The sequence below is a fragment of the Streptomyces sp. NPDC057287 genome, assembly GCF_042667905.1.
GTDB lineage: Bacteria > Actinomycetota > Actinomycetes > Streptomycetales > Streptomycetaceae > Streptomyces.
This window is the reverse complement of the sequence record NZ_JBHUYV010000019.1, coordinates 1-25,498: the sequence shown is the minus strand read 5'-3', so window position 1 is coordinate 25,498 and position 25,498 is coordinate 1. Positions and strand designations below refer to the sequence as shown.

Sequence of the window (25,498 nt, the reverse complement as noted above, 5' to 3'; positions counted from 1 at the left end):
TGTCAGGTGGAGCGTCGGGGAGACAGGTCGTACGGAAAAAAGGGGACGTCAGACGCCGAGGGCGGGGAACACCACGGCTTCTGCGTAGCCGGTGAGGAACGCCTGGTCGACAGGCTTCTCCTCCACCAGCTCACGAGCGGCGAAGGCGCCGATCATCATGTGCGGCACAAAGGGAAGCGCAGGATTGTCCGCACGCACTTCCCCCCTGTCCACGGCTCGCTGGAGCAGAGCGCCGAGACCGGTCATCTCCGGCTCGATCATCAGCTCCCGCAGGGCCTGGAGGAGGTCGGGGTTGTTGTGGACGGCATGGGTCAGACCCCGCATCAGCGCGGAGTTCCGCTCCATCTGGCAGTCGTCGGTGCGGTGCAGCACGGCCAGGAAGTCGCCGCGGAGCGAACCGGTGTCGACATCGGCAAGGTGCACCGGCTTGTCGTTCCGGAGTGCCTTGACGACCAGCTCGGCCTTGCTCCCCCACTGGCGGTAGAGGGTGGCCTTGCTGGAACGGGTGCGGGCGGCGACGGCGTCCATGGTCAGGGCTTCGTAGCCGACCTCGCCGAGCAGGTCGAGCACGGCGGTGTACAGCTCGCTCTCGCGTTCGGGCGTGAGCCGGCTGCGTGCCATGGATCGACCTCCTCTTCCTTGCGCCTGCTGGATCGTACGTCAGCCGAAGATCAACTAACGGAACGAAACTGTTTCGTACACTTCGAAGGTACTCCCCTCCCCGGCGAAACGACGCGGTTTCGCTTGTGTCCTGCACCACAAGTTGCCGCGGGACCTTCACACGGAAAGCATTGGAGGGTGAGTGACGACGTCGCGTATCTCCGTTTCCCGCACCTCCACAAGGACTTGCTCTGCTTCGCGGCGGAGGACGACCTCTGGGTCGCTCCTCTGGCCCCGGCGGGGCAGCGGCCCGGCCGGGCGTGGCGGCTGACTGTCGACCGGACCAGGGTCAGTCATCCGCGCTTCTCGCCCGACGGCAGCCGCATCGCCTACACGACCTGGCGCACGCTCGATCCAGAGATCCACCTCGCCCCGGTCGACGGCGGCCCCGCTCGCAGACTCACCTTCTGGGGCTCGACCGACGCCCGGGTCTGCGGCTGGACCCCCGATCCCGGTGACTCCTCCCAGATCCTCGCCGTGTCCTCGCACAACCAGCCGTTCTCTTACTTCTCCTGGGCCTACAGCGTCCCCACCGACGGCAGTCCCGGCGGCAAGCTCCCCTGGGGCCCCGTCTCCGACATCGCGGTCGCCGACATCGACGGCGCACGGCGCACCCTGCTCCTCACCGGGAAGCCGCCGCACGAGCCGGCGGCCTGGAAGCGGTACCGGGGCGGCGCCATGGGCCGGCTGTGGCTCCACGGCGAACGGCTGCTGCCGGACCTCGGCGGGCACCTGGACGCGCCGATGTTCGTCGGGAGCCGGATCGCCTTCCTCTCCGACCACGAGGGCGTCGGCAATCTGTACTCCTGCCTGCCGGACGGCACCGATCTGCGCCGGCACACGGACCACGACGCGTTCTACGCCCGGCACGCCTCCAGCGACGGGAGCAGGGTCGTCTACCAGTGCGCCGGCGATCTGTGGCTGGTCGAGGACCTGGAGTCGCCCGACGCCGTGCCCCGGAAGCTGGAGGTGCGGCTCGGGGGGCCGCGGACCGGACGGCGCACGTACCAGGTGCCCGCGTCCAGCCATGTCGACTCGCTGGCCGTGGACGAGACGGGCAGGGCGAGCGCCGTCTCCGTGCGCGGCAGTCTGTACTGGCTCACCCACCGCGACGGTCCCGCCCGCACGATCGCCGACACCCCGGGGGTGCGGGTCCGCCTGCCGGAGATGCTCGGCAGCAGCGGACAGGTCGCCTACGTCACGGACGCCGAGGGCGAGGACGCGGTCGAGATCGCCTACCTCCCCCGCGCCACCGGTGACCGCCCGCCCCGCCGGCTGGCCGCCGGACGGCTGGGCCGGGTCCACGAGCTGATCTCCGACCCGGAGGGCGAGCGGCTGGCCATCGCGTCGAACGACGGCCGGCTGCTGCTGCTGGACACCGGGGAGGAAGTCGCGGACCTGGGCGGGGACATCCTGGATCCCACCGGGGCGGGCGAGGACGCCACCCCGACGGGTCCCCCCGAGGGAGTCGCCCCGCCGAGGACCCTCGCCATGCCGGGGGCCCTCTCCGCGCCGGGCCTCTCCGCGCCGGGCCTCTCCGGGGACGGGGGCGGCGAGGACGCGGGCGCTGAGGACGGGGTCACCGGGGACGGGGGCGCGTGGGACGGGGTCACCGAGCTCATCCGCTCCGTGAACGGACCGGTCCGCGATCTGGCCTTCTCCCCGGACGGCCACTGGCTGACGTGGTCGCACCCCGGCGTCGGCCGGTCGCTGCGGCAGATCAAGCTGGCCCGGATCACCGGCCCGGACGCCCCGGTGATAGTGGATGTCACCAACGGCCGCTTCGAGGACGAGAACCCCGTCTTCACGGGCGACGGCCGCTACCTCGCCTTCCTCTCCTGGCGCGGCTTCGACCCGGTGTACGACGTCCACACCGGGGACCTCTCCTTCCCACTGGGCTGCCGCCCCTATCTGGTCCCCCTCTCCTCGGCCACCCCCTCCCCCTTCGCCCTCCTCCCGGACGGCAGGCCCGCGGCGGGCGGGCTGGACCCGGTGGACGTTCCCGACGGCCCCGTCGAGGGGCCGACGGTCATGGTGGAGTTCGAGGGGCTGCAGAACCGGGTGACCCCGTTCCCGGTCTCCGCCTCGAAGTACTCCGGGTTGCAGCCGGTCAGCGGCGGCGGCCTCGTCTGGCTGCGCTGGCCGATCTCCGGCGCACTGGGCGAGACGTTCGCGAACCCGGCGGACATGTCGGGCCGCCCCACTCTGGAGCACTTCAACATCGCCAAGGCCCGCAAGACGGAACTGGTCGGCCACCTCGACTGGTTCGCCGTCAGCGGCGACGCGAGCAGGCTGGTCGTCATGGACGACGGCGAACTGCGCGCCGTACCGTCCAACGAGCCCGGCGACAACGACTCGACGGTCTTCCTCGACCTGCGCCGCATCCTGCACGACGTCGATCCGGCGGCCGAGTGGCGCCAGGCGTACGGGGAGGCGGGCCGCATCGTCCGGTCCTACTTCTGGGAGCCGGACATGTGCGGCATCGACTGGGACGGCGTGCTGGAGCAGTACCGCCCCCTGCTCGAACGGGTCGCCTCCCCCGACGAGTTCGCCGACCTGCTCCGTGAGGTACTCGGCGAGCTGGGCACCTCGCACGCGTACGTCTCGCCCGCCCGCCGCAACGAGGGCCCCCCGCACTACCAGCGGGCCATCGGACTGCTGGGGGCCAACCTCGTGTGCCGGGAGGGCGACTGGACCGTGCAGCGCATCCTGCCCGGCGACTCCTCGGACTCCAAGGCCCGTTCACCGCTCGCCGGCACGGGGATCAGGGAGGGGGCCGTCCTCACCCATGTCGACGGCCGCCCGGTCGACCCGGTGGCGGGACCGTACCCGCTGCTGACGGCGGCGGGCGGCACCACGGTGGAGCTGGCCTTCCGCCCCTCCGGGGGCGAGTGCGGCGGCCGGTCCCGCCGCATCGCGATCGTCCCCCTGGTCGATGAACGGCCCCTGCGCTACCAGGACTGGGTGGCCAAGCGCCGCGAGGTCGTACGGGAGCTGAGCCACGGCAAGTGCGGGTATCTGCACATCCCCGACATGGGCGGCTCCGGCTGGGCGCAGTTCAACCGCGACCTGCGGCTGGAGGTCTCCCGCCCGGCCCTGATCGTGGACGTACGGGGCAACGCGGGCGGTCACATCAGCGAGCTGGTCGTGGAGAAGCTCACCCGCACGATCCTCGGCTGGGATCTGACCCGCAACGCCCAGGCCGTCTCGTACGCCTCCAACGCGCCCCGGGGGCCGGTCGTGGCACTCGCCGACGAGGCGACGTCCTCCGACGGCGACATGATCACGGCGGCGTTCCGGCTGCTGAAGCTGGGCCCTGTGGTCGGCCAGCGCACCTGGGGCGGGGTCGTCGGCATGACCGGCCGGCACCGGCTGGGCGACGGCACGGTGATCACGGTGCCGATGAACGCGGCCTGGTTCGACACGTACGGCTGGTCCGTCGAGAACCACGGCGTCGAGCCCGATCTGGAGGCGCTGCGCACCCCGCTGGACTGGGCGGAGGGCCGGCACGCGGTTCTGGACGACGCCGTCAGGGTGGCCCTGGACCTCCTGGCCGCCCACCCGGCCTCCACACCCCCCACCTACGACACGGCCCCCGACCTCCGCAGGCCCCCACTGCCTCCGAGGTGACCCGAACGGCGGGAGTCCCAGCCGGATCAAGCCCCTCCGGCCCAGCCGGATCAAGCCCCTCCGGCCCAGCCGAATCAAGCCCCTCCGGCGATTGAGGAGCGGGGTCCGGGGCGGAGCCCGAGGTCCCGCACCGCACCACGTACGCCCCGCACCCGCCCACCGGCACCGCCACGAACACACGCCACGCACACGCACACGCACACGCACGAGAAGGGGCGTACCCGGCACCCGGGTACGCCCCAACCAACCGCAGACGCTCAGAGGCGTCAGCCGTCAGCGCTCAGAACGCTCACGCGGACGGTCCTGGCCGCCCTGCGCGCGGTCCCGCGGCTCGGGCCGACGGCCCTGGGCCTGGCCCTGGGCCTGACCCTTGCCCTGACCCTGGGCCGGGCCCTGGCCGCCGGCGCGACGCGACGCATCGGCGGAGCGCTCGCGCGCCTCGCCCTGCTTGCCGCCCGCCTTCTGCTGCTTGGCCTGGTCGGCAAGCTCCTGCGCCTTGTCCTTGAACTGGTCTGCGATGCCCATGCTGTTCACTCCTATGTGGGTGCGTGGGGTCGGCCCCGGTGGGGCCTCGCTCAGACTTACACACCCGGACATTCATCGCATTTCGATCATTGACGCTGCGTGCGGGCCTGTTGGTCCGCCTCACCGCCGGCACCCACGAGTCCCTTGCTCACACCGTCCAGACGGGGCCCGAACCGCTTCATCTCACGCTGCCCGACGGCCCCTATCACCATCGGCAGGTAGCCCCGGATCGACTGCATGCCCCGCAGCCACCACTGCGCGTACACATGCGCGGAGCGCCGCTCGATCCCGGCCACGATGCGGTCGACCGCCGGACCCAGGGGGTAGGTGCGGTTCGTCGGCCACGGCAGCCGCTGCCTCAACTCCCGCATGACGTCGTCCTCGTCGGCACCGCGCACCATGTCCGTGTCGGTCCAGGACAGGTAGCCGACGCCGACCTTCACGCCCCGGTAGCCGACCTCGCCGCGCAGACAGTGGGCGAACGCCTCCACCCCCGACTTGGAGGCGCAGTACGCGCTCATCATCGGCGCCGGAGTGATCGCGGCCAGCGACGCTATCTGGAGGAAGTAGCCACGGCTCTCGATGAGCACCGGCAGGAAGGCCCGCGCCGTCACCGCGCCGCCTATCAGGTTCACCTCCACGACCCGTCGCCATGCCTCCGGATCGGAGTCCACGAGCGGCCCTCCGGTGGCGACGCCCGCGTTGGCGACGACGATGTCGACCTTCCCGAAGCGCTCCTTTACCTCTTCGGCGACCCGGCCCATCGCCACGTGGTCGGTGACGTCGGCGTGCCAGTGGTCGCTCGGAGAGTGCAGCCGCTCCGAGACCTTCTTCAGCTCGTCCGGCTCCAGCCCGACCAGCGCCAGCGTGGCACCCCGCGCCGACAGCTTGCGGGCCAGGAGCTCGCCAACTCCCCGTGCCGCGCCCGTGACGACGACGACCTGTCCTTCGAGACTCCGCCTGACGCTCATGCGACCTCCTCCTCGCTCACGGCTGCCGCCGTACTGCCCGCAGCTTCCACAGTGACGTACGCGGCCACCAGTTCGCGGAGCTTCGCCGTGACCGCCTCGGGCGCCTCGATCGGCGTCATGTGCCCCATGCCCGCCAGCTCGGTGAGCCCGAGGCTGTTCGGGAGTGCCGCCTCGATGGCCCGCGCGTGCACGGGGGGCGTCAGACGGTCCTCCGCGCCCGCGATGACCGCGGTGGGCAGCCGCAGCTCCCGAAGACGGGCCTCCAGGTCCAGCTCCGCGAGGACGAGCCCCCAGGCGACGCGTGCCCTGCGGGGACACGCGTGCACGATCCTGGCACAGGCGTCCACGCGATCCGGGGCCGAACCACGGCCCATCGTCGCGTACCTGAGAATCCTCTTCGACACGCCGTTGACCGGCCCGAGGGGTGCGCTGGCACCCAGGACCGCCGCGGTCATCCGGGTGCGGAGCGCACCGGCCCGCATCGGCAGCACCAGCGACTCGGCCGTCAGACGCGAGCTGCCGGTGCTGCACAGCAGCACGGCCGCCCCGTGCTCCCGCACCGCGTCGCGTCCGGCGGCCGCCATGAGCGTCATCCCGCCCATGGAGTGCCCGCCGAGCACCGCCTTCTCCCCGGGCGCGAGGGTGGCCCTCAGGACCGCTTCCAGGTCGTCGGCCAGCGCACGCGTGCTGTATCCGCCGGGCCCCGCCTCCGGGGAACGGCCGTGGCCCCGCTGGTCGTAGACGACGACCCGGTGGTCCACCGACAGGTCGCGCACCTGCGCGTCCCAGAAGCGGGTGTTGCAGGTCCAGCCGTGCGCCAGGACCACGGCCGGGGCGCCCTCCGGGCCGTGCACCTCGACGTGGACACGTGAGCCGTCGACGGAGACGACGGTCAGTTCCTGCGCGGGCACGGGCGGGGTGACGGCCAGGTGCGTCAGTCGGCTCATCGTGCGGCCTCCTCGGTCACGGCCTGCGCCGCGGAGTGGGTGACGGGGGGACGGATGACGTCGTACTCACCCAGGTCGACCGAGCGCACGGCACGCCGGAATTCGGCCGTCGTCCCCGGCCAGACCGTGGTGTTGCGCCCGTTGGCGTCGAGGTACCAGCTGGTGCAGCCGCCGGTGTTCCAGACGGTCCGCTTCATCCGGTCCTGGACCCGCTGGTTCCATGCGCCGACGGCCGCGGGACGGGCGTCGAGCGCGGCGCGCCCGCCGAGGACGTCCAGCTGACGCATGTAGTCGGCCATGTAGTTCAGCTGGGACTCGATCATCAGGATCATGGAGGAGTTCCCGAGCCCCGTGTTGGGGCCGATGATCGTCATCCAGTTGGGGAAGCCGGCCGCGGTCGCACCGCGCAGTGCCTGCATCTCGCCCTTCCAGGACTCGGCGAGGGTGATGCCGTCGGCGCCGACGACGCGGGTGGCGATCGGCATGTCCGTCACGTGGAAGCCGGTGCCGAGGACAATCACGTCGGCCTCGGTCTCGGTGCCGTCCGACCCGACCAGGGTGGAGCCCCTGACCTCGGAGAGGCCGGAGTCGACCACGTCGACATTCGGCTGGGCGAGCGCCGGGTAGTAGGCGTTGGAGAGCAGGATGCGCTTGCACCCGATGCGGTACGAGGGGGTCAGCTTGGCCCGCAGCGCGGGGTCCTTGATGGCCCGCGCCATGTTGGACTTGGCTATCGTCTCGACGAGCCCGAGCTGGTTGGGGTGCTTGGTGAAGGCGCCGACCTGCAACTCCCTGATGCCCCAGAGGAGTCCGCGGCGCGCGGTGGCCGTGAACGGCAGCGCGCGGTGCAGCCACTTCTCGGCGCCGCTGATGGCACGGTCCATGCGCGGCATCACCCAGGGCGGGGTCCGCTGGAACAGGGTGAGCCGGCCGGCCTTCGGCTGGATCTCCGGGACGATCTGGATCGCGGAGGCGCCCGTGCCGACGACGGCGACCCGCTTGCCGGTCAGGTCGTAGTCGTGGTCCCACTGGGCGGAGTGGAAGACCTTGCCGGGGAAGTCGGCGAGCCCGGGGATGTCCGGCAGCTTGGGGTCGGAGAGCGGGCCGGTGGCGGAGACGACCGCGTCGGCGGTGACCGTCGAGCCGTTCGCCGTCTCGATCACCCAGTGCAGCTCGTCGTTGTCCCAGCGCATGACCGTGACTTCGTGGTTGAGCCTGATGTGCGGACGCAGCCCGAAGGTGTCGGCGACGTGCTCCAGGTAGGCGCGGATGTGCTGCTGCCCGGAGAAGGTGCGCGGCCAGTCGGGGTTGGGCGCGAACGAGAACGAGTACAGGTGGGACGGTACGTCGCAGGCACACCCCGGGTAGCTGTTGTCCCGCCAGGTGCCGCCCACGGCTCCGGCCCGTTCGAGGACCAGGAAGTCGGTGATGCCTTCACGACGGAGCCGGACCGCGGCTCCGAGGCCCCCGAATCCGGATCCGATCACCGCCACTCGTACGTGCTCGTGCTGGGCCATGCTGCCGCCTCCCCGCGGTACGTGCCACGACTCTGCCAGCAATCACTGGCACTGTTGGGAGGGTAGAGCAGCTCCGTACTGATGGGTAGGGGTCGGGACGAGGAAAGTTACCGGCGGTACAACATAGGGTGCGGGTGTGGCTGAAGGACGCGAGCACCGTGAGTACCGCATGGAGGAGCTGGCCAGGGAGGCCGGCATCACCGTGCGCACCCTGCGCTTCTACCGGGAACGCGGCCTGATCCAGCCACCCCGCCGGGAGGGCCGTATCGCCTGGTACGACGACCACCACCTGGCCCGGCTGCGGACCGTCACCGGCCTGCTGGAGCGGGGCCACACCCTCAACGGCATCGCCGACCTCGCCGCCACGTTCGACAGCGGCCGCGATGTCGCCGAGGTGCTGGGCCTGGGCGAACCGACCGAGGAGACCCCGGTCCGGCTCACCCCCGAGCAGCTCGCCGACTACTTCCAGGACCAGGCCACGGCGGAGAACCTCGCCGCGTCCATGGAGCTGGGCTACCTCGGCGTCGACGGCGACGAGATCGTCCACATCAGCCGCCGCCTGCTGGAGGCCTCCTCCGAGCTGGTGCGCGCAGGGGTCCCGCTCGACGCCGTACTCTCCGCCGGCCGCCAGGTCCGCGAGCACGCGGACGCCCTCGCCGACCTCTTCACACGGGTCCTGCGCGCCCACACCGCACACACCGGGCCGGACCAACTGCGCGCCCTGGCCCAGGCCGTGGTGGACGCGGAGCTCTCCATGGCCCTGGACCGCCGGCTGCGGGACGACAAGGCCACGGACGGGGACTCCCCGGCCGTGTGATCCGGATCAGCGGGCGGACCGGAGACCACGCGCACGAGCCCCTGGCCCGCAGAGGCGTTCAGCACTCCCGACCGGTACCGGCCTCCCCGGTGCGGGCAGACGCATGGGGTGCGGGCACCGGGGCAAGGTGGGGGCATGACGACGACGCTCGGTGCCTTTGTCCTCGGGACTCCCGATCCACCCGCACTGGCCGACTTCTACCGCGCCCTGCTGGGCTGGCAGGAAGTCGAACGGGAGCCCGAGTGGGTCCGGCTGCGGGCCGCCGGGCAGGAGCGCCCCGGCCTCAGCTTCCAGCTCGAGACCGACCACACGCCACCGGTCTGGCCTCAACGCCCGGGCACCCAGCAGATGCAGGCGCACCTGGATGTGCAGGTCGATGACCTGGACGCGGAGACGGAGCGAGCCTGCGCCCTGGGCGCGACACTGGAGGAGCACCAGCCCCAGGAGGGCGTACGGGTCCTCCGCGACCCCCACGGCCACCCGTTCTGCCTCTTCCTCCCGGGCAACTGAACGATCCCCGGTCAGGCGCCGGGCGACCGGCGCCTGACCGACGAGACCCCGACGCGTTCCCCGGGAGACCGCTCGCGGCGCTCGTCGGCACCCCTCATCGGCACCCCCATCGACCCGGCCCCGGCTCGCGGGCAGCGGGGCACGGGCGCGGCCCCGGCGTCCCGCAGGGACCGGCGGCGCGGCCTCAGCGCTCGTAGGTGACCGTCACCGGCGCGTGGTCGCTCCACCGCTCGCCGTGCGTGGCGGCACGCTCCACCCACGCCTTCACCGCACGGCCGGCGAGGCCGGGGGTCGCGATCTGGTAGTCGATCCGCCAGCCCGCGTCGTTGTCGAACGCCCGGCCGCGGTAGGACCACCAGGAGTACGGGCCCTCCTGCTCCGGGTACATGGCCCGGACCACGTCCACGTACGCCGCCTCCTGGAGGACCCGGGTCAGCCACTCCCGCTCCTCGGGGAGGAAGCCGGAGTTCTTCTTGTTGGCCTTCCAGTTCTTGAGGTCGGCCTCCTGGTGGGCGATGTTCCAGTCGCCGCACACGACGACCTCGCGCCCCTCGGCGGCGGCCCGCGCCTTCAGCCCCTGGAGGTAAGGCAGGAAGGCGGCCATGAAGCGCTCCTTCTCCTCCTGCCGCTCCGTGCCGACCTCACCGGAGGGCAGATAGAGGCTCGCGACCGTCACGCCCGGGAGGTCCACCTCGACGTACCGCCCGGCGGTGTCGAACTCCTCGCTCCCCGGGACCTCGAACCCGCCGAACCCGGTCTGGACGCGCTCCGGCGCGCGCCGCGTGTAGACGGCGACCCCCGCACGCCCCTTGGCCGCGGCCGGGGCGTACACGACGTGCCAGCCCTCGGGGTCGCGCACCTCTTCAGGAAGCTGCTGCGCCTCGGCGCGGACCTCCTGGAGGCAGATCACATCGGCACCGGTCTGCCCCAGCCACTCGACGAAGCCCTTCTTCGCGGCGGCACGGAGCCCGTTCACGTTCACGGTGGTAACAGTCAGCATCCAGGTACAGTACCTACACGACCCCTTCGCATACCTGTACCATATGTCGTATGAATATCCAGCCTCGGCCTTTCGACCACCCCGACGCCGTGAAACTCAACGACCTGGTGCAGCTCGAATACGCCGAGCGCTACGGCGACGGGGGCGATGTCACACCGCTCGACCCCACCATGTTCGATCCGCCTCGCGGTCTGTACCTGCTCGCCTACGACGAGCAGGGCCGCCCGCTGGCCACCGGCGGCTGGCGCAGCCAGGAGAGGAACGACGAGGGCTACTCGGACGGCGACGCCGAGATCAAGCGGATGTTCGTCATGGCCGAGGGCCGCGGCCGGGGCCTCGCGCGCCGTATCCTCGCCGCTCTGGAGACCGACGCCCGTGCGGCCGGCCGCACGCGGATGGTCCTGGAGACGGGCGACCAGCAGCCCGAGGCGATCGCGCTGTACACGTCGAGCGGCTACACGCCCTGCACGAAGTTCGGCCACTACCGGACCTACGACAGCAGCATCTGCATGGCCAAGCCGCTGGCCGGGCCCTCCTAGGACACCGCCGCCCCCTCCCTACGGCACCCGCGCCACACCCACGTAGAACCCGCTCCGCTCGTACACCGGTGCGGGCCCCTCCCGGTACCACTCGGGCGCCGTCACCAGTCCCGGCTCGACGAACTCCAGCCCTTCGAAGAAGGGCTCGACCTCCGCGCGCGTCCGCATCCGCAGCGAGATCGCGCCCTTCCTGTACGCGGACTCCGTCTCCTGCTTCAGCTCCGGGTGCTGATCGGCGGTCCCGTGCGACAGCACCAGGTGACTCCCCGACGGGAGCGCCTCGACCAGCGTGCGGACGATTCCGTACGGATCCTGCTCGTCGGGCAGGAAGTGCATCAGCGCGATGAGGGACAGCGCCACGGGCCTCCCGAAGTCCAGGAGCTCCGCCGCGCTTTCGAGAATCGCCTCCGGCTCCCGCACGTCCGCGTGGATGTAGTCGGTCGCACCCTCGGGACTGCTCACAAGGAGCGCTTCGGCATGGCGCAGGACGATGGGGTCGTTGTCCGCGTAGACGACCCTGGCACGCGGGGTGACGGCCTGGACGATCTGGTGGAGGTTCGGAGCGGTGGGAATGCCGGTGCCGATGTCCAGGAACTGATCGACGCCCTGCCCGGCCAGCCAGGCGGAGGCGCGGTGCATGAAGGCCCGGTTCCGCGCCGCGTTGGCCCGCGCCTCGGCGGGCAGCTTCTCGGCGACCTCCTGATCGACCGGGTAGTTGTCCTTCCCGCCGAGCAACCAGTCGTAGACCCGTGCCGGATGCGGCTTGCTGGTATCGACACGGGAGCTGGGTATACCGGCTGTCACAGGACGCCCTCCATACGGAACCACGAACAGGCACACCCGCACCTGACCTGCGCACCCCTCAACAGCGTTCACCGGAAGGGCGGGTGAGCGAGGACGGCCCAGGTTACCGGGTGGTTTCCCCGAGCGGGGCCGCCCCTTCACGCGGAGGGGGCTTCGACCTCGGCCCACACGGTCTTGCCCGGCGCACCCTCCCGATCCACGGCGCCCCACGCCTCGGCGAGCGCGCCGACCAGCACCAGTCCCCGCCCTGCCTCGGCGTCGTCGGCCGAGCCGGCGCGGACTTCGGGCCACCGCTCCCCCCGTGTGTCGGCCACCTCGACACGGACCCGTACGCCGGTCACCAGGACCAGCCGGAGCAGTGCCTCCCGTCCGGGCACCAGCCCGTGCGTGACCGCGTTGGCCGCGAGCTCGGCGACGACCAGGCTCACGGAGTCGTTCAGCCCGGAGCCGTAGCGGTGGCCCCACTCGTGGACGCGGTGCGAGGCCAGCCGCCGGGCGAGCCGGGCACCCCGAGGAGTAGCGGAGAAGCGGAGCTCGAAGGTGTCGCCGGAGGGCGGCGCGAGGGTGGTCATACGTCGAAGATGGCGTGCCGGGGACGCCTCCGACCAGCAACAACACCCGTACGGCCATGCTCTGTCGGGGTGCGTACGCCGCCTGGCGGGGCTGTACGGGCGGCACCCGGCGTCACCCGCACGACGGGCATGCGGACGAAACCGCCTCGGGCCGGTCCGGGCGGTCATAACCTGCTGCCCACGGAGTGCGGGAACCGGGAGCGAGGAAGCATGGACGGTGCGGTGACCACCGGTACCGCCGAGGACGCCGTGGACCCGGGAGCAGGGTTCCTGCGCAGCTTCGGCCGCCAGGTGAAACTGCTGCGTGAGGCCGCGGGACTCACCCAGGCGGAACTGGGCACGAGCGTCGGCTACGGCGAGGCGCACATCGCCTCGGTCGAGCAGGGACGGCGCATCCCGAAGCCGGAGATGGTCGACGCGGTGGACCGGGCCGTGGGCGGGCGGGGGGTGCTGGTGGCGATGAAGGGCGAGGTGGAGCGGGCGCGGTATCCGTCGTTCTTCCGCCAGTACGCCCGGCTGGAGGCAGACGCGGCACAACTGCACGCGTACGACAGCCACGTGGTGAAAGGTCTGTTGCAGACGGAGGAGTACGCGCGTGCCGTCTTCGAGATGTGGCGCCCGCTGCTGGACGCCGACACAGTGGAACAGCGGGTTGCCGCACGAATGGAGCGACAGAAGCTCTTCGCCAGACGGCCCGCACCGCTGCTGAGTTTTGTCATCGAGGAGACGGTCCTGCGCCGCCCTCTCGGCGGACGGGCCGTGCTGCGCGGCCAGTTGGAGCAGCTCCTGCGCTACGGCCACGAACGGAACATCGAGATCCAGGTCATGCCGACCGAACGCGAGGAACACGCAGGGCTGGCTGGGGCGTTCACGTTGCTCCACATCGGAGATCAGCGCAGGATGGCGTACATGGAGGTGCAGGATCAGAGCACGCTGCACTCGGAACCGAGGAAGGTCAGCGCATTCGAATCGACCTACGGGGTGCTCCGGGCCCAGGCACTCACCCCGAGGGAGTCTCTGGCCTTCATCGAGAGGCTGTGGGGAGAGCGATGAGCACAGAAGCGGCGTCACGAGACGGCGGGCCCGCGTGGGTCAAGAGCAGCTACAGCGCGGGCAACGGTGGTGACTGCGTCGAGGTGACCACCACCCCCGCCTCCGTCCGCATCCGCGACTCCAAGCGTCCGGACGGCCCGGTCCTGACTGTCGGACCGGACCAGTGGGCGGCGTTCGTGCAGATGTCGGCGCGGGGCTGAGACGGCGGCCCGCTCAGGGCATCCGGAGCTTCTCGCGGAGGAGGCGCATGTGGGCCTCGATGTCGCGCTCGGCGGCCGGTTCGCCCGGCGCGGCGGGAGGTGACTGCCGGCAGGCGCGGCAGAGGCCGTCGGGCAGCGCTCCGGGCGGTCCGGGCCGCCCGCATTCGGTGCATTCGACCAGGAGCACGGACGCGGGTGACTCCGTCGCGGGGGCGGCGTCGGGCAGCCGCGCAGGCACCTTGTCGGTGAGACGGCGGCGTACGAGGCCGATGGGCGAACCGACCTGGTCGGGCAGCCCGGACGTCAGGGCCCGGGTGAAGTAGTCGGCGTCCACCCCTCGGGCGAACCAGGTCGCGGCCAGGGTCTCCAGTGCCGCGCAGTCGGCGGCGGAGAGCGCCAGGCGCGGCTCCACACGGCCGAGCCGGGCGAGAGCGAGATAGGCGGGGGACAGACCGGCAGGTACGGGCTCCGGGGCCTCCTGCGCCCGCTGCTGGGGCACGACCGGGACGACGGTTTCCAGCTCCACGACCTCCGGATCAGGCACCTCGCAGCCCCCGCCCGCGAGGTGCAGGGCCCACCACTCGTTGTCGCGGGCGGTGCGGGACCAGTAGGTGAGAGTGACCCAGCGGCTCTGACCGAGGCTCTCGACGCGGCAGCGCACATGGCGGAGGTGCCCGGCCACGGCGAGCGCCCTGAGCGCGGTACCGATGGCCATCTGCCCGTACAGGGGAAGGTCCTTGGCCAGGGACTTGATGTCCATCGCGGCCCCGTCGGGCAGGTGGTCCACGTATCCGGCGACGTACCGCTCCCGGGCCGGAAGCAGGGCGAAGTCGGACGGCGCGGAGGGGCGTTGCTCAGGGGCGGATCGCTTGCCGTAGCCGGTGCGGGCCCGGCGGTAGGGGCGCGAGGATGCGGGCGCGCTCGGGGCGGAGCTACTCTGCTGGATAGCCACGGGATCTGCCTGTTTCTGATCTTGGGGTGAGACCCCGGCCGGTGCTCTAACACCGCGTCGGGGTCGATGCGTTGAGGGCACCGTAAGCAGTCGCGACTCTGCGCCGCAACTTGGTCACGATTAGTCATACTTGCTGGCCGTGACGGGGTGCGGAGGGTGGAAGGGTTTCTTCAACCCCCTTCTTTCACCTCCCGGATGAACAACATCGCTCGACCCTCGACCCTCGGGTCACGGCCCCCGAACCCCGAAGCTCAAGCGCCGGACCGGAGCGGTGCCGGTGTCCCCCGAATGTGTGAACCCGGCACCCCGGGACTCGGATCCCGCATCCCGGGGCTCGGGCGTCGAGACTCGGGGCTCGGGCCCGGACGTCGAGGGTCGGGGCCCGGCAGCGGTCGGGCTGCCGGTCAGGGGCGCCACCGGTCGCGGAGGTGCCAGGCCAGCTGTTCACGGAGGCGCCAGGTCAGCCGCTCGCGGAGGTGGTGACGCCAGAGCCACCACGGCAGCCGTCGGTGCGGGACGTAACCCCAGAGGTCGTCGTCCGCCTCGTTGCCCCGGGGGTGGGACCTCAGGAGCTCCAGGCAGCGGCGGTCCACGGTGCCGTGCAGCCGGGCGACATGGGCGAGCGCGACACGGCTCTGGGGGCGCAGTCGGGCATCCTCCGATTCCAGCGCCCGGGCCACCCTCGGCAGGATGGCTTCCGCGTCGGGGTGCTGCAGCGCCAGGCCGATCACCGCGACCCCGACGAGCTCCTCGCCCCGGTCGAACGCCGCGTCGACCTCTTCGGGCCGGTCGGTCCCCAGCAGCGCGGAGTCGCTCCGCCAGTTCATGCCCTGCCCGGAGGCGGCACGGTCGAGGAGGAACTCCCGCCGCCCGGCGGCCAGCCGGCGCGCCCCCTCCCGGTCGGGACCGGCCGCCAGGCGCGCGGCATCGGCGTCCCCGCTCGCCGCCAACTCACCGAGCAGTCGGCCGCGCTGCCCATCGGTGCGCGAACCGGCCCAGCTCAGGGCCAGGTACGCCCAGACCCGCCCGGCCTCGGCGGCCCCGTCCGACAGCCGGCGGCACAGGACGGAGAGTCCGGGCGCGGAAGGCTCCAGCTCCGCGATCACCTCGAAGTCCCCCGCGCGCTCCCGCAGGTCGCACCGCCGCAGAAAGGCGAGGCGTACGGCGTCCTCCCCGGTGAGCCAACCGGCCACGTGACCGTGCCCGACCTCGGCGGGCTCCAGCGCAACGGCGTAGCGGACGAACTCCGCGGGGATGCGGAAGGGCGCGCCACCGGGTTCCTCGGACATACCGGCCGACCCTACCGAGCGGGGTTGAAGTTCAAGTTGACGGTCTCGCCCCGCTCTCAACTGAAGATCGACACATCCCGAGACCGCAGGAGCCTGCCTCCCGGCGGCCCGCAGACCGACCCTCACGCAGACAGGAACTCGAACGACGAGATCCCGCCCGATCTTGCGATCGGACGGGATCTCGTGTGTGCGGTGGACCTGTGGGGATTTGAACCCCAGACCCCCTCGATGCGAACGAGGTGCGCTACCAGACTGCGCCACAGGCCCTTGCAACGAGTGAAACTCTAGCACCCTCATCGGGGTGCTCGGAAATCCGTATCCCGGCAGGTCACCGAGTCGGGTTCGCCGCCGGTCTCACTCGTTGGCGGCGCGCGGCCGGTCCTCGTCGTCGTACTGGTCGAAGAGGGGCGTCCGGCCGCGGTCGCGGTTGCGCCTCGGCGGGGTTCCGCGGCGGCGCGGGGCCGGGTCCGCGTCGGGGGTGGCCGTGTCCTGGGGGTCACGGGTCCCCGTGCGGGTGGGCTCGGCAGGGCTGGAGCGGGCCGCGCTCCAGGTCTCCGGGTCGCCGACCTCGACCCCGCCCGTGGCGCGCGGAGCGACGGGGGCGGTGACATAGGTCGGCAGCGGGACCGGCACGGGCTCCCAGCTGTCGCCCTGGGCCGGGCCGCGCTCGCGCTGCTGGTCGACCCATTCCGCGTGGTCCGTCTGCTCGACGAGGGCGCGGCGGCCGGCCTCCTGCGGGGAGACCGTGGGAGCGGGGGCCGGCGCTTCGGACTCCTCGTCGGGCTCGGCGGACGCCGAGGACGCGGGCTGGTGCCTGCGGGGGCGGTTCTCGCGCAGCCGCTGCGCGGCCACCTCGGCCCGGCGCCGGTCCATGGTGAAGACGAACCGGCGGCGCTCCTGACCCCGCAGATGCACGATGTACGCACTCAGCATCAGGGCCGGGACGGCGGGCGCCCACAGGAAGCGGAGCCCGCCCACCGCCGCGACGACCGCGCCGAGCGTGAACGCCATGAAGAGGACCGTGGTGGTACGCCGGCGGCGGGCCAGGACCTGCGAGCGGCGCCGCCGCTCGCGCTCGGACTCCGCGCCGGAAGGCCGTCGGGTCTCCCGCCGGGCGGGCGCGGGGCGGGCCTGCCGCTCGCGCGGGCGCTCCTGGTCCGGCCGGTCGTGCGCCGGGCCGCGCAACCGCGCTTCCGTATGTGCCGGGGGCGCGGAAAAGGCCCGGACGTCGACGGACTCCATTCGGTCCGTGACGGCATCCGGGTCGACGTCGCCAGGCGCCTCCTCGGCATCCCGCTCCCGCAGCTCCCTGGCGTAACGGCGCTCCATTGCCGCCCGTCCGGACAGCAGCCGGATGGCGGTGCTGAAGCGTTCCGTAGGACGGGCCTCGTTGAGCTCGTCCTGCCTGCGGAGCCACATCGGCACCAAGTAGGCGGCCCAGGCCCCGACAATGACTGCGTAGATCAGGCCGCTGCTGCTCACGCTCACACCGTAGAGGGGTTTGCACGGCAGCATCCGCCAATTGGCCCGGTGTGTCGCACGATCAGGCTGATATGACGGACTTTTTTTGTGATTGTTCGGGTCAACAGTCGACGAAAGTGAGGCCGATTACCACCAGAGAGCGATCAAATTCGAACACTTATTTTATTTCTCCGGGCGTGCTCGACGCGCCCGGCGCACTCGGCCGCACCCTGCGCCAACGCCGCAGCAGCCCGTCGGGGACCTCCTCCGCGGTGAGGGCGAAGATCAGATGGTCCCGCCACGCACCGTCGATGTGCAGATAGCGCGGGCGCAGTCCTTCCGCGCGGAATCCGAGTTTCTCCACGACCCTGCGGCTGGGGGCGTTCTCGGGCCGAATGCACACCTCGATCCGGTGCAGCCCGACCGTCCGGAAGCAGTGGTCGACAGCGAGCGCCACCGCGGTCGGCATCACGCCCCGGCCCGCCACGCTCCGGTCGACCCAGTAGCCGACGTGACCCGAGCACATCGACCCCCAGGTGATGCCGGCCACCGTCAACTGGCCGACGAGACGCCCCTCGTACTCGATGGCGAAGGGCAGCATCCGGCCCGCGTTCGCCTCGGCGCGCAGGTGCCGGATCATCTGGCGGTAGGTCGGGCGCTGGGCCACCGGGCCGCCGGGGGCGGGCGGCGGGACGGTCGCCTCCCAGGGGCGCAGCCAGTCGCGGTTACGCCGGTTGACCTCGCGCCACATGCTCTGGTCGCGGAGCTTTATCGGGCGGAGGGTGACGGCGCCGTCGGTCAGGATCACCGGCCAGGTCCGGACGTTCAGCTCGGGCTCCCCGGTCGGGGGTGGTCTCCGCCGCGCAGCTGGTCGACGGCGTGCACCAGGAGTCTGCTCAGGACCGCCAGTCCGTCGCGCACACCGCCGGTCGAACCCGGCAGGTTCACGATGAGAGTGCGGTCCGCGATGCCCGCGAGACCCCGGGAGAGCGCGGCGGTGGGGACCTTGTCCCGGCCTTCGGCGCGGATCGCCTCGGCGATGCCCGGGATCTCGCGGTCCAGGACACGACGGGTGGCCTCGGGGGTGCGGTCGGTGGGCGAGATGCCCGTCCCGCCGGTGGTGACGATCACGTCGTAGCCCGCTTCCGCGCCGGCCCGCAGGGCGGCCTCCACCGGATCACCGTCGGGCACGACCTGCGGGCCCTCGACGGTGAATCCGAGACCGGTGAGGGCCTCGGCGATGAGCGGGCCGCCCCTGTCGGCGTACACCCCGGCGGAAGCACGGTTGGAGGCGGTCACGACGAGGGCGCGGTAGGCGCCGGTGCCGGACGTGCTCATGCGTCCGCCCCCTCCGGTGCGGGGCGCCGGTAGTCGCCGGACTTGCCGCCCGACTTCGCCTCGACCCTGACGTCCGTGATCACCGCGCTCTTGTCCACGGCCTTGATCATGTCGATCACCGTGAGCGCGGCGACCGAGACCGCGGTCAGGGCCTCCATCTCGACGCCCGTACGGTCCGTCGTCTTCACGGTGGCCAGGATCTCCACCGCGTCGTCCGCGACGCTCAGATCGACCTTCACGCCCGAGACGGCCAGCGGGTGGCAGAGCGGGATCAGGTCCGGGGTGCGCTTGGCCCCCATGATCCCGGCGATCCGGGCGGTGGCAAGGGCGTCACCCTTGGGGACACCCTCGCCCCTGAGGAGCTCGACGACACGCGGTGACACGAGGACCCGGCCGCTCGCCCGGGCCACACGGGTCGTGACTTCCTTCTCCGACACGTCGACCATGCGGGCCGCGCCCGCCTCGTCGATGTGCGTCAGCCTGTTCTGCGTACTCAACTCACTCCGCCTAGCGGTAGGGCGCCGGTTGCCCGCACGTCCGCACCGAGGCGCGGGCCGAGGGGCCCGGGGGGCTTCCCCCGGTAAGGCACAGCGCCAGATACCGTACCGCCACCGCGGGCAAGTCAGCGGAGGAGGATCACGTCGGCCTCCGTGCCGGGCTCCGCGGAGGTGACGTCCTCGGGCAGCACGATCAGCGCGTCCGCCTGGGCGAGGGCGGCGATCAGATGCGATCCGGCTCCCCCGACAGGAGTCACGGTGCCCGCCTCGGCGTCGTACGTACCGCGCAGGAACTGCCGCTTGCCGGACGGCGAGGCGAGCGCCCTGTCGGTGCTGAGGGTGGCCCGCACCTTCGGACGGTGGACGTCCTCGAGACCCATCAGGGTGAGGATCGCCGGCCGGACGAACAGCTCGAACGAGACGTACGAGGAGACCGGATTGCCGGGCAGCGCCAGCAGCGGCGTGTGGTCGGGGCCGATCGCACCGAAACCCTGCGGCTTGCCCGGCTGCATGGCGAGCTTGCGGAAGTCGACGCCGCTGCCGGCGCCGTCCTCGTCACCGGCGGACTCGTCGCGCACGGAGGACAGGGCCTCCTTGACGACGTCGTACGCGCCGACGCTGACACCGCCCGTGGTGACGACGATGTCCGCGCGGATCAGCTGGTCCTCGATCGTGGCCCGCAGCGTCTCCGCGTCATCGGCGACCGCGGGGACGCGGTAGGCGATCGCACCCGCGTCCCGGGCGGCGGCCGTCAGCGCGAAGCTGTTGGAGTCGTAGATCCGGCCGGCGGTCAGCTCCTCGCCGGGCTGGACCAGCTCGCTGCCGGTGGACAGCACGACGACGCGCGGACGGGGCCGCACCCGCACCGTCGACCGGCCGATCGCTGCGAGCAGCCCGATCTGCGGCGGGCCGACGACCGAACCCGCGCGCAGCGCCAGGTCTCCCGGCTTCACGTCGCTGCCCATGGCCCGGACATGTGCGCGGGGCTTGACCGGGCGGTGGACACGGACCTCGCCGCTCGCCCCCTCAGGGGCGTCGCTGTGGGCCCGCATGGCTGCGGCCGGACCGCCGCCCGTGCCGCCGTCGGTCCATTCGACCGGGACGACCGCCTCGGCACCCGCGGGCAGCGGCGCACCGGTCATGATGCGCGCGGCCTCGCCCGGTCCCACGGAACGCCCGTCAGGGAGGCCCCCGTCGCCCGCCGCGACGTCACCGATGACGGTGAGGACGGCGGGGAACTCCTCGCTGGCACCCTCGACATCGGAGATCCGGACGGCGTATCCGTCCATCGAGCTGTTGTCGAAGGGCGGCAGGGCGACCTCCACCACGACGTCCTCGACCAGGACGCAGCCCTGGGCGTCGGGCAGTTGCAGCTCGATGGGTTCGAGCGGCCTCACCGCGGCGAGGATGTCGTCCAGGTGCTCGTCGACCGACCAGATCGTGCTGCTCAAGCTCTTACAACTCCTCGGTGACGTAACTGCGGAGCCAGGTCCGGAAGTCCGGTCCCAGGTCTTCACGTTCGCACGCGAGTCTGACAATGGCACGCAGGTAGTCACCGCGGTCACCGGTGTCATAGCGGCGGCCCTTGAAGACGACTCCGTGCACCGGGCCGCCGATCTTCTCGTCCTCGGCCAGCAGCTGGAGGGCGTCGGTGAGCTGGATCTCGCCGCCGCGGCCGGGCTCGGTCCTGCTCAGTATGCCGAAGACCGCGGGGTCCAGGACGTAGCGGCCGATGACGGCGAGATTGCTGGGCGCCTCGGCCTGATCGGGCTTCTCCACGAGCCCGGTGACCCGGACGACGTCGCTGTCGTTCGTCGCCTCGGTGGCCGCGCAGCCGTACATGTGGATCTGCGAGGGGTCGACCTCCATCAGCGCGACGACGCTGCCGCCCTCGCGCTCCTGGACCTCGACCATCCTGGCGAGCAGCGGATCACGCGGGTCGATCAGGTCGTCACCGAGGAGGACGGCGAACGGCTGGTCACCGACGTGCGGCGCGGCGCACAGGACGGCGTGGCCCAGACCCCGCGGGTCGCCCTGGCGTACGTAGTGCATGGTGGCCAGGTCGCTGGACTCCTGGACCTTGGAGAGCCGTTCGGCGTCTCCCTTGCGGGTCAGCGCGGACTCCAGCTCGTAGTTCCGGTCGAAGTGGTCCTCGAGGGGACGCTTGTTGCGACCGGTGATCATCAGTACGTCGGAGAGACCGGCCGCGACCGCTTCCTCGACGACATACTGGATGGCGGGCTTGTCGACGACAGGCAGCATCTCTTTGGGAGTGGCCTTGGTGGCCGGCAGGAACCGGGTGCCGAGACCTGCAGCTGGAATGACAGCTTTGCTGATCCTGGGGCGCGACTGAGTCATGCGGAGACTCTAACCGGTGCTAATGGGCGGAAGATGAGCGTCCGGTTAACTTCGTTCTCATACATCCACATAAAAGAACTATGCGAGCACCCGTTGAACGATGACATGTCCCGAAAGTCACGCCTACGGCGCGAACTGCTCGCCGCACGACGGCTCCTCACCCCGGAGGACGTCAGGAAGGCCGCCGCGGTTCTCGCCTCGGCCGCCGGAGATCTTCCCGAGCTGACCGGTGCGCGGACCGTGGCGGCCTACGTGTCCGTCGGCCGCGAACCAGGGACCCACGCCCTCCTGGACGCCCTGCGGGCACGGGGCGTACGCGTGCTGCTGCCGGTGCTCATGGAGGACAACGACCTGGACTGGGCGGTGTTCGAAGGCGCGGAGCACCTCGTGCCCGCCGGCCGGGGGCTGCTGGAACCGGACGGCGCGCGTCTGGGGCCGCGGGCGGTCCTGGAAGCGGACGCGGTCCTGCTGCCGGGACTCGCCGTGGACGGGCGCGGGATGCGCCTGGGACGCGGCGGGGGCAGCTACGACCGGGTGCTGGCCCGGCTGGCGGCGGCCGGCGCCCACCCCGCCCTCGTCGTCCTGCTGTACGACGACGAGGTGGTCGCACGGGTTCCCGAGGAACCGCACGACCACCCCGTGGACGCCGTGGTCACACCGGCCGGAGCGCGCCGCCTCCCGCGCGGGAGCGGGGCGGGGAGCGCCGACCCGGCCGGCCCCTAGACGCCTGCGCCCGAGCGTTCCGGACCGGCGGCGGCAGCGGCAGCGGCTCCCGCGTCGGCCCCGTCGTGGGCGGCGGAGGGACTCACGCCACCCTGCGGTACCGCCTGTCCGGCGGGCGCCTCGGCCGTGCGCGGGGCCCGCAGGAGGACGAAGGCGAGTACGGCGGCCAGGAAGGTCAGCGCCGCGGCGACGATCAGGCACAGGCGCATGCCGTCGAGGAAGGAATCACCGACGGCGGCCCACACCCGGCCCGCTTCCGCGCCCAGCGGCACTCCGCCGGCGCCGCCGAGACCGTTCGCCCCCACGGCCTCCGCGACGCGGGCACTCGTCGCGCCCGAGACCCCGGCGTCGGCGAGGTGGCCGGGCAGGGCGTCAGCGGCGCGGCTGGTGAGCAGGGCCCCGAGGACAGCCGGGCCGAGGGCGCCGCCGACCTGCCGGAAGGCGTTGTTCCCGGCGGCGGCCATGCCCGCGAGCTGGTGCGGTACGGAACCGACGGCCGTCGCCGTCATGGGCGTGGTGACCAGGCCCATGCCGAGGCCGAGCAGGACCAGCCGCCACGACAGCGACCCGAAGGACGTGTCGGCCTCCGCGCCCAGCAGGAACAGCAGCGAGGCCGTCACCATGAGCAGGCCGACGGTGATCATGCCCCGCGTGGAGAGCCGGTGCATGAGCCGGCCGGCCGGACCGCTGACGACGAGGGCCGACCCGGTCACCAGCAGCATCCGCCAGGCCGCGTCGAGGGTGTCGAGGTGCTGCACCATCCCGAAGTACAGGCTCAGGACGAAGAAGAACCCGATCATGGCCATGAACATCACCATCGCCACGAGGGTGGTCGCGGCGAAGCCCGGGCTGCGGAACAGCGACAGGTCGAGCATGGGGCTCGCGGAGCGGCGCTCGACGAGCACGAACAGCACGCCGCTGACCACGGCCACGGCGAGCGCCGCCAGGACCTGGGGGTCACCGAAGGAACCGGCTCCGCCCTCGATGACGCCGTAGACGAGGCCGGTGATCGCGAGTGCGGCGGTGATCTGGCCGGGCCAGTCGAGACGCCGCCCGTGCGGTGCCCGCGAGTCCGCGAGCATCCGTACGGCGATGGCGAAGGCGATCAGCGCGACGGGAATGGGCGCCACGAAGATCCAGCGCCACTCGGTGCGGGACACGACGGTGCCGGCCAGGACCCCGCCGACGGCGAGCGCACCGAGCAGGCACATCGCCCATATGCCGATGTACTTGCCCCGCTCCCTGAAGTCGGGCACCGCGTGACTGATGAGGGCGAGGGTCGTCGGCAGGAGGGCCGCGGCGCCGAGGCCCGACAGCGCCTGGCCGATCCACACGACCTGCACGGTGCCGGCGCTCAGCGCGGTGGCCGCCCCGGCGGCCGTCAGCAGGAGACCGGCGAGGAAGACCTTCTTCCGGCCGTGGACGTCACCGAACACCCCCGCCGTCAGGATGAACGCCGCCATGGGCAGGACGAACGCGTCCGAGACCCAGGAGAGTTCGGAGGTCGAGGCGCCCAGCGCCTGCTGGATCGCCGGGAGGCTCACCGACACCGTCGTCACCGGCAGGTAGGCGACGAAGACCCCCAGGCAGGCCATGAGGATGGTGGCGCGCCGGTGGGAGACCGGCGGCGGGGACGCCTGGCGACCGGACACGGTGGTCTGGCCGGGCACGGCGGCCGGACTGCTGTGGGACACGTGGAGAGCTCCTTCTGAGCATGTGGCTGCGTGGACGGCCGCCCGGCGACTTCTTCGCGTGGGCCGGACCGCCGGGCCCCCTGTGTCCGCACGGGCGTGCGGGCACAGCTGTCCCGACGGCCTCACCGCGCGCCTTCACGGGCGTGCGCGGTGGTCCGTCCGGTCGGAATCGGTCCGGTCGTCAGGACGGCGACCCGGGCCCCGAGCGCTCCCGCGCCTCGGGGTGGCGAGAAGAGCCGGGCCCGCGCGCGGCGGTCCGGCCGCACCTGATTCCTTGACCAGTCTCCGGCAGAGGGCGACGGAACCACCCTCCCGCCTCCGTCCGAGCGCATGGAACTGGCATCAGAGGCCCTACCGGGAGATATTCACTCCATGGTCGATGCCGTGGACACCCGAATCCTCCACTCCCTCCAGATCGCGCCCCGGGCCCCGTTCCGCTTGATCGGCGAGGTCGCGGGAGTGTCCGAGCAGACGGTGGCACGGCGCTTCCAGGCACTGCGGCGCCGGGGCGTGGTGCGCGTGATGGGCCTGGTGAACCCGGCGGTCCACGGCCAGGCCACCTGGGTCGCCCGCATCACGTGCCGTCCGGACCGGGTCGACGCGATCGCGGAGGCGCTGACCCGCCGGCCCGACGTGTCCTACTCACACCTCGCCTCCGGCGGTGCCGAGATCATCTGCACCCTCAACGCACCGATCGCCGAGGACCGCGGCCCGGACCTGCTGCCCCGCCGTCTCCAGCGTTCCTCCGGAGTGCTCGGCGTCGACATGGCCCTGATGCTGCACTCCTTCTCCGCGCCCTGGGCCCACTGGACGGGCTTCGGTCCACCGTTGAGCGCGGAGGCGGTCGCGCTGCTGACCGCGCACGACCCGCGGTCCGAGCGCCGACCGGGCGTCCCACCGGTCCCGCCGAGGGAGGAGGACCTGCCGTTGCTGGCCGCGCTCGCGGAGGACGGCCGCGCAAGCCATGCCCGGCTGGCACAGCTCACCGGCTGGTCCACGAACCGCGTCGGGCGCCGCCTGGAGAACCTGGAGGAGGCCGGAACCCTCTACTACGACGTCGACCTGCTGTCCCAGCGCCTGGGCTGGAACCTCCAGGCCACCCTGTGGCTGCGAACGGCACCCGCCCACCTCCATCAGGTCGGCTCCGCCCTGGTCCACCACCCGGAAGTCGCCTTCGCCGGCGCCCTGGCGGGAGAGCACAACCTCATGGCCATCGTCATCTGCACCGATGCGCAGGACTTCTACCGCTACGTGACGACGAGCCTCGCCGCGATCACGGGCGTCGACGCCTACACGGTCAGCATCCGCGTACGCCATCTCAAGCAGGCGGCTTCCCTCGTCACCCAGGGGCGGCTGGTGCATTACCCGGGCGCGGGGTGAGAGACCCGGCACGACGACGGGCGGCGACGGGCCGCCCACCCCTGCGCGGGGGTGGGCGGCC

At 71.9% G+C, this 25,498-nt stretch carries 25 protein-coding genes and 1 tRNA gene; 8 read left to right on the top strand and 18 right to left on the bottom strand.

Annotated elements, in window-relative coordinates:
- Positions 1–48: 48 nt before the first annotated feature.
- Positions 49–621 (bottom strand): TetR/AcrR family transcriptional regulator, encoded by a 573-nt coding sequence (locus tag ACFUNE_RS29965; RefSeq protein WP_383574476.1) that lies wholly within the window; start codon positions 619–621, stop codon positions 49–51.
- 177 nt (positions 622–798) lie between these two features.
- On the opposite strand from ACFUNE_RS29965, the gene ACFUNE_RS29960 reads away from it, so the two are divergent.
- Positions 799–4,290, top strand: coding sequence for a S41 family peptidase (locus ACFUNE_RS29960; RefSeq protein WP_383574474.1), 3,492 nt, complete (start codon positions 799–801; stop codon positions 4,288–4,290).
- A gap of 273 nt (positions 4,291–4,563) precedes the next feature.
- Here ACFUNE_RS29960 and ACFUNE_RS29955 read toward each other — a convergent pair whose 3' ends face one another.
- The 4 genes from ACFUNE_RS29955 to ACFUNE_RS29940 all read right to left on the bottom strand — a co-directional run bounded on the left by ACFUNE_RS29955 (position 4,564) and on the right by ACFUNE_RS29940 (position 8,250).
- Positions 4,564–4,815 (bottom strand): hypothetical protein, encoded by a 252-nt coding sequence (locus tag ACFUNE_RS29955; RefSeq protein ID WP_383574472.1) that lies wholly within the window; start codon positions 4,813–4,815, stop codon positions 4,564–4,566.
- Positions 4,816–4,901: 86 nt separating this feature from the next.
- Entirely contained in the window at positions 4,902–5,786 is an 885-nt protein-coding gene (locus ACFUNE_RS29950) for an SDR family oxidoreductase (protein WP_383574470.1), read from the bottom strand.
- The gene (locus tag ACFUNE_RS29945) at positions 5,783–6,733 is read right to left on the bottom strand and encodes an alpha/beta fold hydrolase (RefSeq protein ID WP_383574468.1); all 951 of its coding nucleotides are present in this window, start codon (positions 6,731–6,733) and stop codon (positions 5,783–5,785) included. The genes ACFUNE_RS29950 and ACFUNE_RS29945 overlap by 4 nt, the downstream gene beginning before the upstream one ends.
- A complete protein-coding gene (locus ACFUNE_RS29940) occupies positions 6,730–8,250 on the bottom strand; it encodes a flavin-containing monooxygenase (protein ID WP_383574466.1) in 1,521 nt (506 codons plus the stop codon). Before ACFUNE_RS29940 ends, ACFUNE_RS29945 begins: the two co-directional genes overlap by 4 nt.
- A 169-nt stretch (positions 8,251–8,419) precedes the next feature.
- Here ACFUNE_RS29940 and ACFUNE_RS29935 point away from each other — a divergent pair, with 169 nt between their 5' ends.
- On the top strand, positions 8,420–9,067 hold the full coding sequence (locus ACFUNE_RS29935; RefSeq protein ID WP_383574694.1) for a MerR family transcriptional regulator: 648 nt from the start codon (positions 8,420–8,422) through the stop codon (positions 9,065–9,067).
- 135 nt (positions 9,068–9,202) lie between these two features.
- On the top strand, positions 9,203–9,577 hold the full coding sequence (locus ACFUNE_RS29930) for a VOC family protein (RefSeq protein WP_383574464.1): 375 nt from the start codon (positions 9,203–9,205) through the stop codon (positions 9,575–9,577).
- 184 nt (positions 9,578–9,761) lie between these two features.
- Here ACFUNE_RS29930 and ACFUNE_RS29925 read toward each other — a convergent pair whose 3' ends face one another.
- Positions 9,762–10,577 carry an exodeoxyribonuclease III gene (locus ACFUNE_RS29925; protein ID WP_383574462.1) on the bottom strand — a complete coding sequence of 272 codons (816 nt, stop codon included), beginning with the start codon at positions 10,575–10,577 and terminating at the stop codon, positions 9,762–9,764.
- Between the two features lie 50 nt (positions 10,578–10,627).
- Here ACFUNE_RS29925 and ACFUNE_RS29920 point away from each other — a divergent pair, with 50 nt between their 5' ends.
- Positions 10,628–11,116: a GNAT family N-acetyltransferase gene (locus ACFUNE_RS29920; protein ID WP_383574460.1), complete on the top strand. Its 489-nt coding sequence runs from the start codon at positions 10,628–10,630 to the stop codon at positions 11,114–11,116.
- 18 nt (positions 11,117–11,134) lie between these two features.
- On the opposite strand, the gene ACFUNE_RS29915 is transcribed toward ACFUNE_RS29920, so the two are convergent.
- Positions 11,135–11,920 (bottom strand): SAM-dependent methyltransferase, encoded by a 786-nt coding sequence (locus tag ACFUNE_RS29915; protein ID WP_383574458.1) that lies wholly within the window; start codon positions 11,918–11,920, stop codon positions 11,135–11,137.
- A gap of 137 nt (positions 11,921–12,057) precedes the next feature.
- Positions 12,058–12,492, bottom strand: coding sequence for an ATP-binding protein (locus ACFUNE_RS29910; RefSeq protein WP_383574456.1), 435 nt, complete (start codon positions 12,490–12,492; stop codon positions 12,058–12,060).
- A gap of 210 nt (positions 12,493–12,702) precedes the next feature.
- Between ACFUNE_RS29910 and ACFUNE_RS29905 the strand changes: the two genes are divergently transcribed.
- Together ACFUNE_RS29905 and ACFUNE_RS29900 are read left to right on the top strand one after the other, a co-directional pair.
- Complete coding sequence (locus tag ACFUNE_RS29905) at positions 12,703–13,545, top strand: Scr1 family TA system antitoxin-like transcriptional regulator (RefSeq protein WP_383574454.1); 843 nt, start codon at positions 12,703–12,705, stop codon at positions 13,543–13,545.
- The gene (locus tag ACFUNE_RS29900) at positions 13,542–13,745 is read left to right on the top strand and encodes a DUF397 domain-containing protein (RefSeq protein WP_383574452.1); all 204 of its coding nucleotides are present in this window, start codon (positions 13,542–13,544) and stop codon (positions 13,743–13,745) included. Before ACFUNE_RS29905 ends, ACFUNE_RS29900 begins: the two co-directional genes overlap by 4 nt.
- A 13-nt stretch (positions 13,746–13,758) precedes the next feature.
- Here the strand turns inward: ACFUNE_RS29900 and ACFUNE_RS29895 are convergent, their stop codons facing one another.
- From ACFUNE_RS29895 to galU, 9 genes are all read right to left on the bottom strand, one after another.
- Positions 13,759–14,697 (bottom strand): MarR family transcriptional regulator, encoded by a 939-nt coding sequence (locus ACFUNE_RS29895; protein WP_383574450.1) that lies wholly within the window; start codon positions 14,695–14,697, stop codon positions 13,759–13,761.
- Positions 14,698–15,101: 404 nt separating this feature from the next.
- Complete coding sequence (locus ACFUNE_RS29890) at positions 15,102–15,986, bottom strand: hypothetical protein (protein WP_383574448.1); 885 nt, start codon at positions 15,984–15,986, stop codon at positions 15,102–15,104.
- Positions 15,987–16,179: 193 nt separating this feature from the next.
- Positions 16,180–16,253: transfer RNA gene (locus ACFUNE_RS29885), tRNA-Ala, on the bottom strand.
- Positions 16,254–16,340: 87 nt separating this feature from the next.
- Positions 16,341–17,501: a gephyrin-like molybdotransferase receptor GlpR gene (glpR, locus tag ACFUNE_RS29880; RefSeq protein WP_383574446.1), complete on the bottom strand. Its 1,161-nt coding sequence runs from the start codon at positions 17,499–17,501 to the stop codon at positions 16,341–16,343.
- A 124-nt stretch (positions 17,502–17,625) separates the two neighbouring features.
- Positions 17,626–18,255 carry a GNAT family N-acetyltransferase gene (locus tag ACFUNE_RS29875; protein ID WP_383574444.1) on the bottom strand — a complete coding sequence of 210 codons (630 nt, stop codon included), beginning with the start codon at positions 18,253–18,255 and terminating at the stop codon, positions 17,626–17,628.
- 17 nt (positions 18,256–18,272) lie between these two features.
- Positions 18,273–18,785: a molybdenum cofactor biosynthesis protein B gene (locus ACFUNE_RS29870; protein WP_383574442.1), complete on the bottom strand. Its 513-nt coding sequence runs from the start codon at positions 18,783–18,785 to the stop codon at positions 18,273–18,275.
- On the bottom strand, positions 18,782–19,282 hold the full coding sequence (gene moaC / locus ACFUNE_RS29865) for a cyclic pyranopterin monophosphate synthase MoaC (RefSeq protein ID WP_383574440.1): 501 nt from the start codon (positions 19,280–19,282) through the stop codon (positions 18,782–18,784). The genes ACFUNE_RS29870 and moaC overlap by 4 nt, the downstream gene beginning before the upstream one ends.
- A 125-nt stretch (positions 19,283–19,407) precedes the next feature.
- Positions 19,408–20,733 (bottom strand): gephyrin-like molybdotransferase Glp, encoded by a 1,326-nt coding sequence (glp, locus tag ACFUNE_RS29860; RefSeq protein WP_383574438.1) that lies wholly within the window; start codon positions 20,731–20,733, stop codon positions 19,408–19,410.
- A 4-nt stretch (positions 20,734–20,737) separates the two neighbouring features.
- Positions 20,738–21,640 carry a UTP--glucose-1-phosphate uridylyltransferase GalU gene (gene galU, locus ACFUNE_RS29855; protein WP_383574436.1) on the bottom strand — a complete coding sequence of 301 codons (903 nt, stop codon included), beginning with the start codon at positions 21,638–21,640 and terminating at the stop codon, positions 20,738–20,740.
- Between the two features lie 105 nt (positions 21,641–21,745).
- On the opposite strand from galU, the gene ACFUNE_RS29850 reads away from it, so the two are divergent.
- Positions 21,746–22,363: a 5-formyltetrahydrofolate cyclo-ligase gene (locus ACFUNE_RS29850; RefSeq protein ID WP_383574434.1), complete on the top strand. Its 618-nt coding sequence runs from the start codon at positions 21,746–21,748 to the stop codon at positions 22,361–22,363.
- Here the strand turns inward: ACFUNE_RS29850 and ACFUNE_RS29845 are convergent.
- On the bottom strand, positions 22,360–23,958 hold the full coding sequence (locus tag ACFUNE_RS29845; RefSeq protein WP_383574692.1) for an MFS transporter: 1,599 nt from the start codon (positions 23,956–23,958) through the stop codon (positions 22,360–22,362). The two genes, ACFUNE_RS29850 and ACFUNE_RS29845, sit on opposite strands and share 4 nt — an antisense overlap.
- A gap of 483 nt (positions 23,959–24,441) precedes the next feature.
- Between ACFUNE_RS29845 and ACFUNE_RS29840 the strand changes: the two genes are divergently transcribed.
- The gene (locus tag ACFUNE_RS29840; RefSeq protein WP_383574432.1) at positions 24,442–25,437 is read left to right on the top strand and encodes an Lrp/AsnC family transcriptional regulator; all 996 of its coding nucleotides are present in this window, start codon (positions 24,442–24,444) and stop codon (positions 25,435–25,437) included.
- Positions 25,438–25,498: the final 61 nt, after the last annotated feature.

Bases quoted from the DNA above. Each gene is read 5' to 3' on its own strand.
- ACFUNE_RS29965 (WP_383574476.1), bottom strand. From the start codon at position 621: ATGGCACGCAGCCGGCTCACGCCCGAACGCGAGAGCGAGCTGTACACC.
- ACFUNE_RS29955 (WP_383574472.1), bottom strand. From the start codon at position 4,815: ATGGGCATCGCAGACCAGTTCAAGGACAAGGCGCAGGAGCTTGCCGAC.
- ACFUNE_RS29950 (WP_383574470.1), bottom strand. From the start codon at position 5,786: ATGAGCGTCAGGCGGAGTCTCGAAGGACAGGTCGTCGTCGTCACGGGC.
- ACFUNE_RS29945 (WP_383574468.1), bottom strand. From the start codon at position 6,733: ATGAGCCGACTGACGCACCTGGCCGTCACCCCGCCCGTGCCCGCGCAG.
- ACFUNE_RS29940 (WP_383574466.1), bottom strand. From the start codon at position 8,250: ATGGCCCAGCACGAGCACGTACGAGTGGCGGTGATCGGATCCGGATTC.
- ACFUNE_RS29935 (WP_383574694.1), top strand. From the start codon at position 8,420: ATGGAGGAGCTGGCCAGGGAGGCCGGCATCACCGTGCGCACCCTGCGC.
- ACFUNE_RS29930 (WP_383574464.1), top strand. From the start codon at position 9,203: ATGACGACGACGCTCGGTGCCTTTGTCCTCGGGACTCCCGATCCACCC.
- ACFUNE_RS29925 (WP_383574462.1), bottom strand. From the start codon at position 10,577: ATGCTGACTGTTACCACCGTGAACGTGAACGGGCTCCGTGCCGCCGCG.
- ACFUNE_RS29920 (WP_383574460.1), top strand. From the start codon at position 10,628: ATGAATATCCAGCCTCGGCCTTTCGACCACCCCGACGCCGTGAAACTC.
- ACFUNE_RS29910 (WP_383574456.1), bottom strand. From the start codon at position 12,492: ATGACCACCCTCGCGCCGCCCTCCGGCGACACCTTCGAGCTCCGCTTC.
- ACFUNE_RS29905 (WP_383574454.1), top strand. From the start codon at position 12,703: ATGGACGGTGCGGTGACCACCGGTACCGCCGAGGACGCCGTGGACCCG.
- ACFUNE_RS29900 (WP_383574452.1), top strand. From the start codon at position 13,542: ATGAGCACAGAAGCGGCGTCACGAGACGGCGGGCCCGCGTGGGTCAAG.
- ACFUNE_RS29890 (WP_383574448.1), bottom strand. From the start codon at position 15,986: ATGTCCGAGGAACCCGGTGGCGCGCCCTTCCGCATCCCCGCGGAGTTC.
- glpR (WP_383574446.1), bottom strand. From the start codon at position 17,501: ATGCTGCCGTGCAAACCCCTCTACGGTGTGAGCGTGAGCAGCAGCGGC.
- ACFUNE_RS29870 (WP_383574442.1), bottom strand. From the start codon at position 18,785: ATGAGCACGTCCGGCACCGGCGCCTACCGCGCCCTCGTCGTGACCGCC.
- galU (WP_383574436.1), bottom strand. From the start codon at position 21,640: ATGACTCAGTCGCGCCCCAGGATCAGCAAAGCTGTCATTCCAGCTGCA.
- ACFUNE_RS29850 (WP_383574434.1), top strand. From the start codon at position 21,746: ATGTCCCGAAAGTCACGCCTACGGCGCGAACTGCTCGCCGCACGACGG.
- ACFUNE_RS29845 (WP_383574692.1), bottom strand. From the start codon at position 23,958: ATGGCCTGCCTGGGGGTCTTCGTCGCCTACCTGCCGGTGACGACGGTG.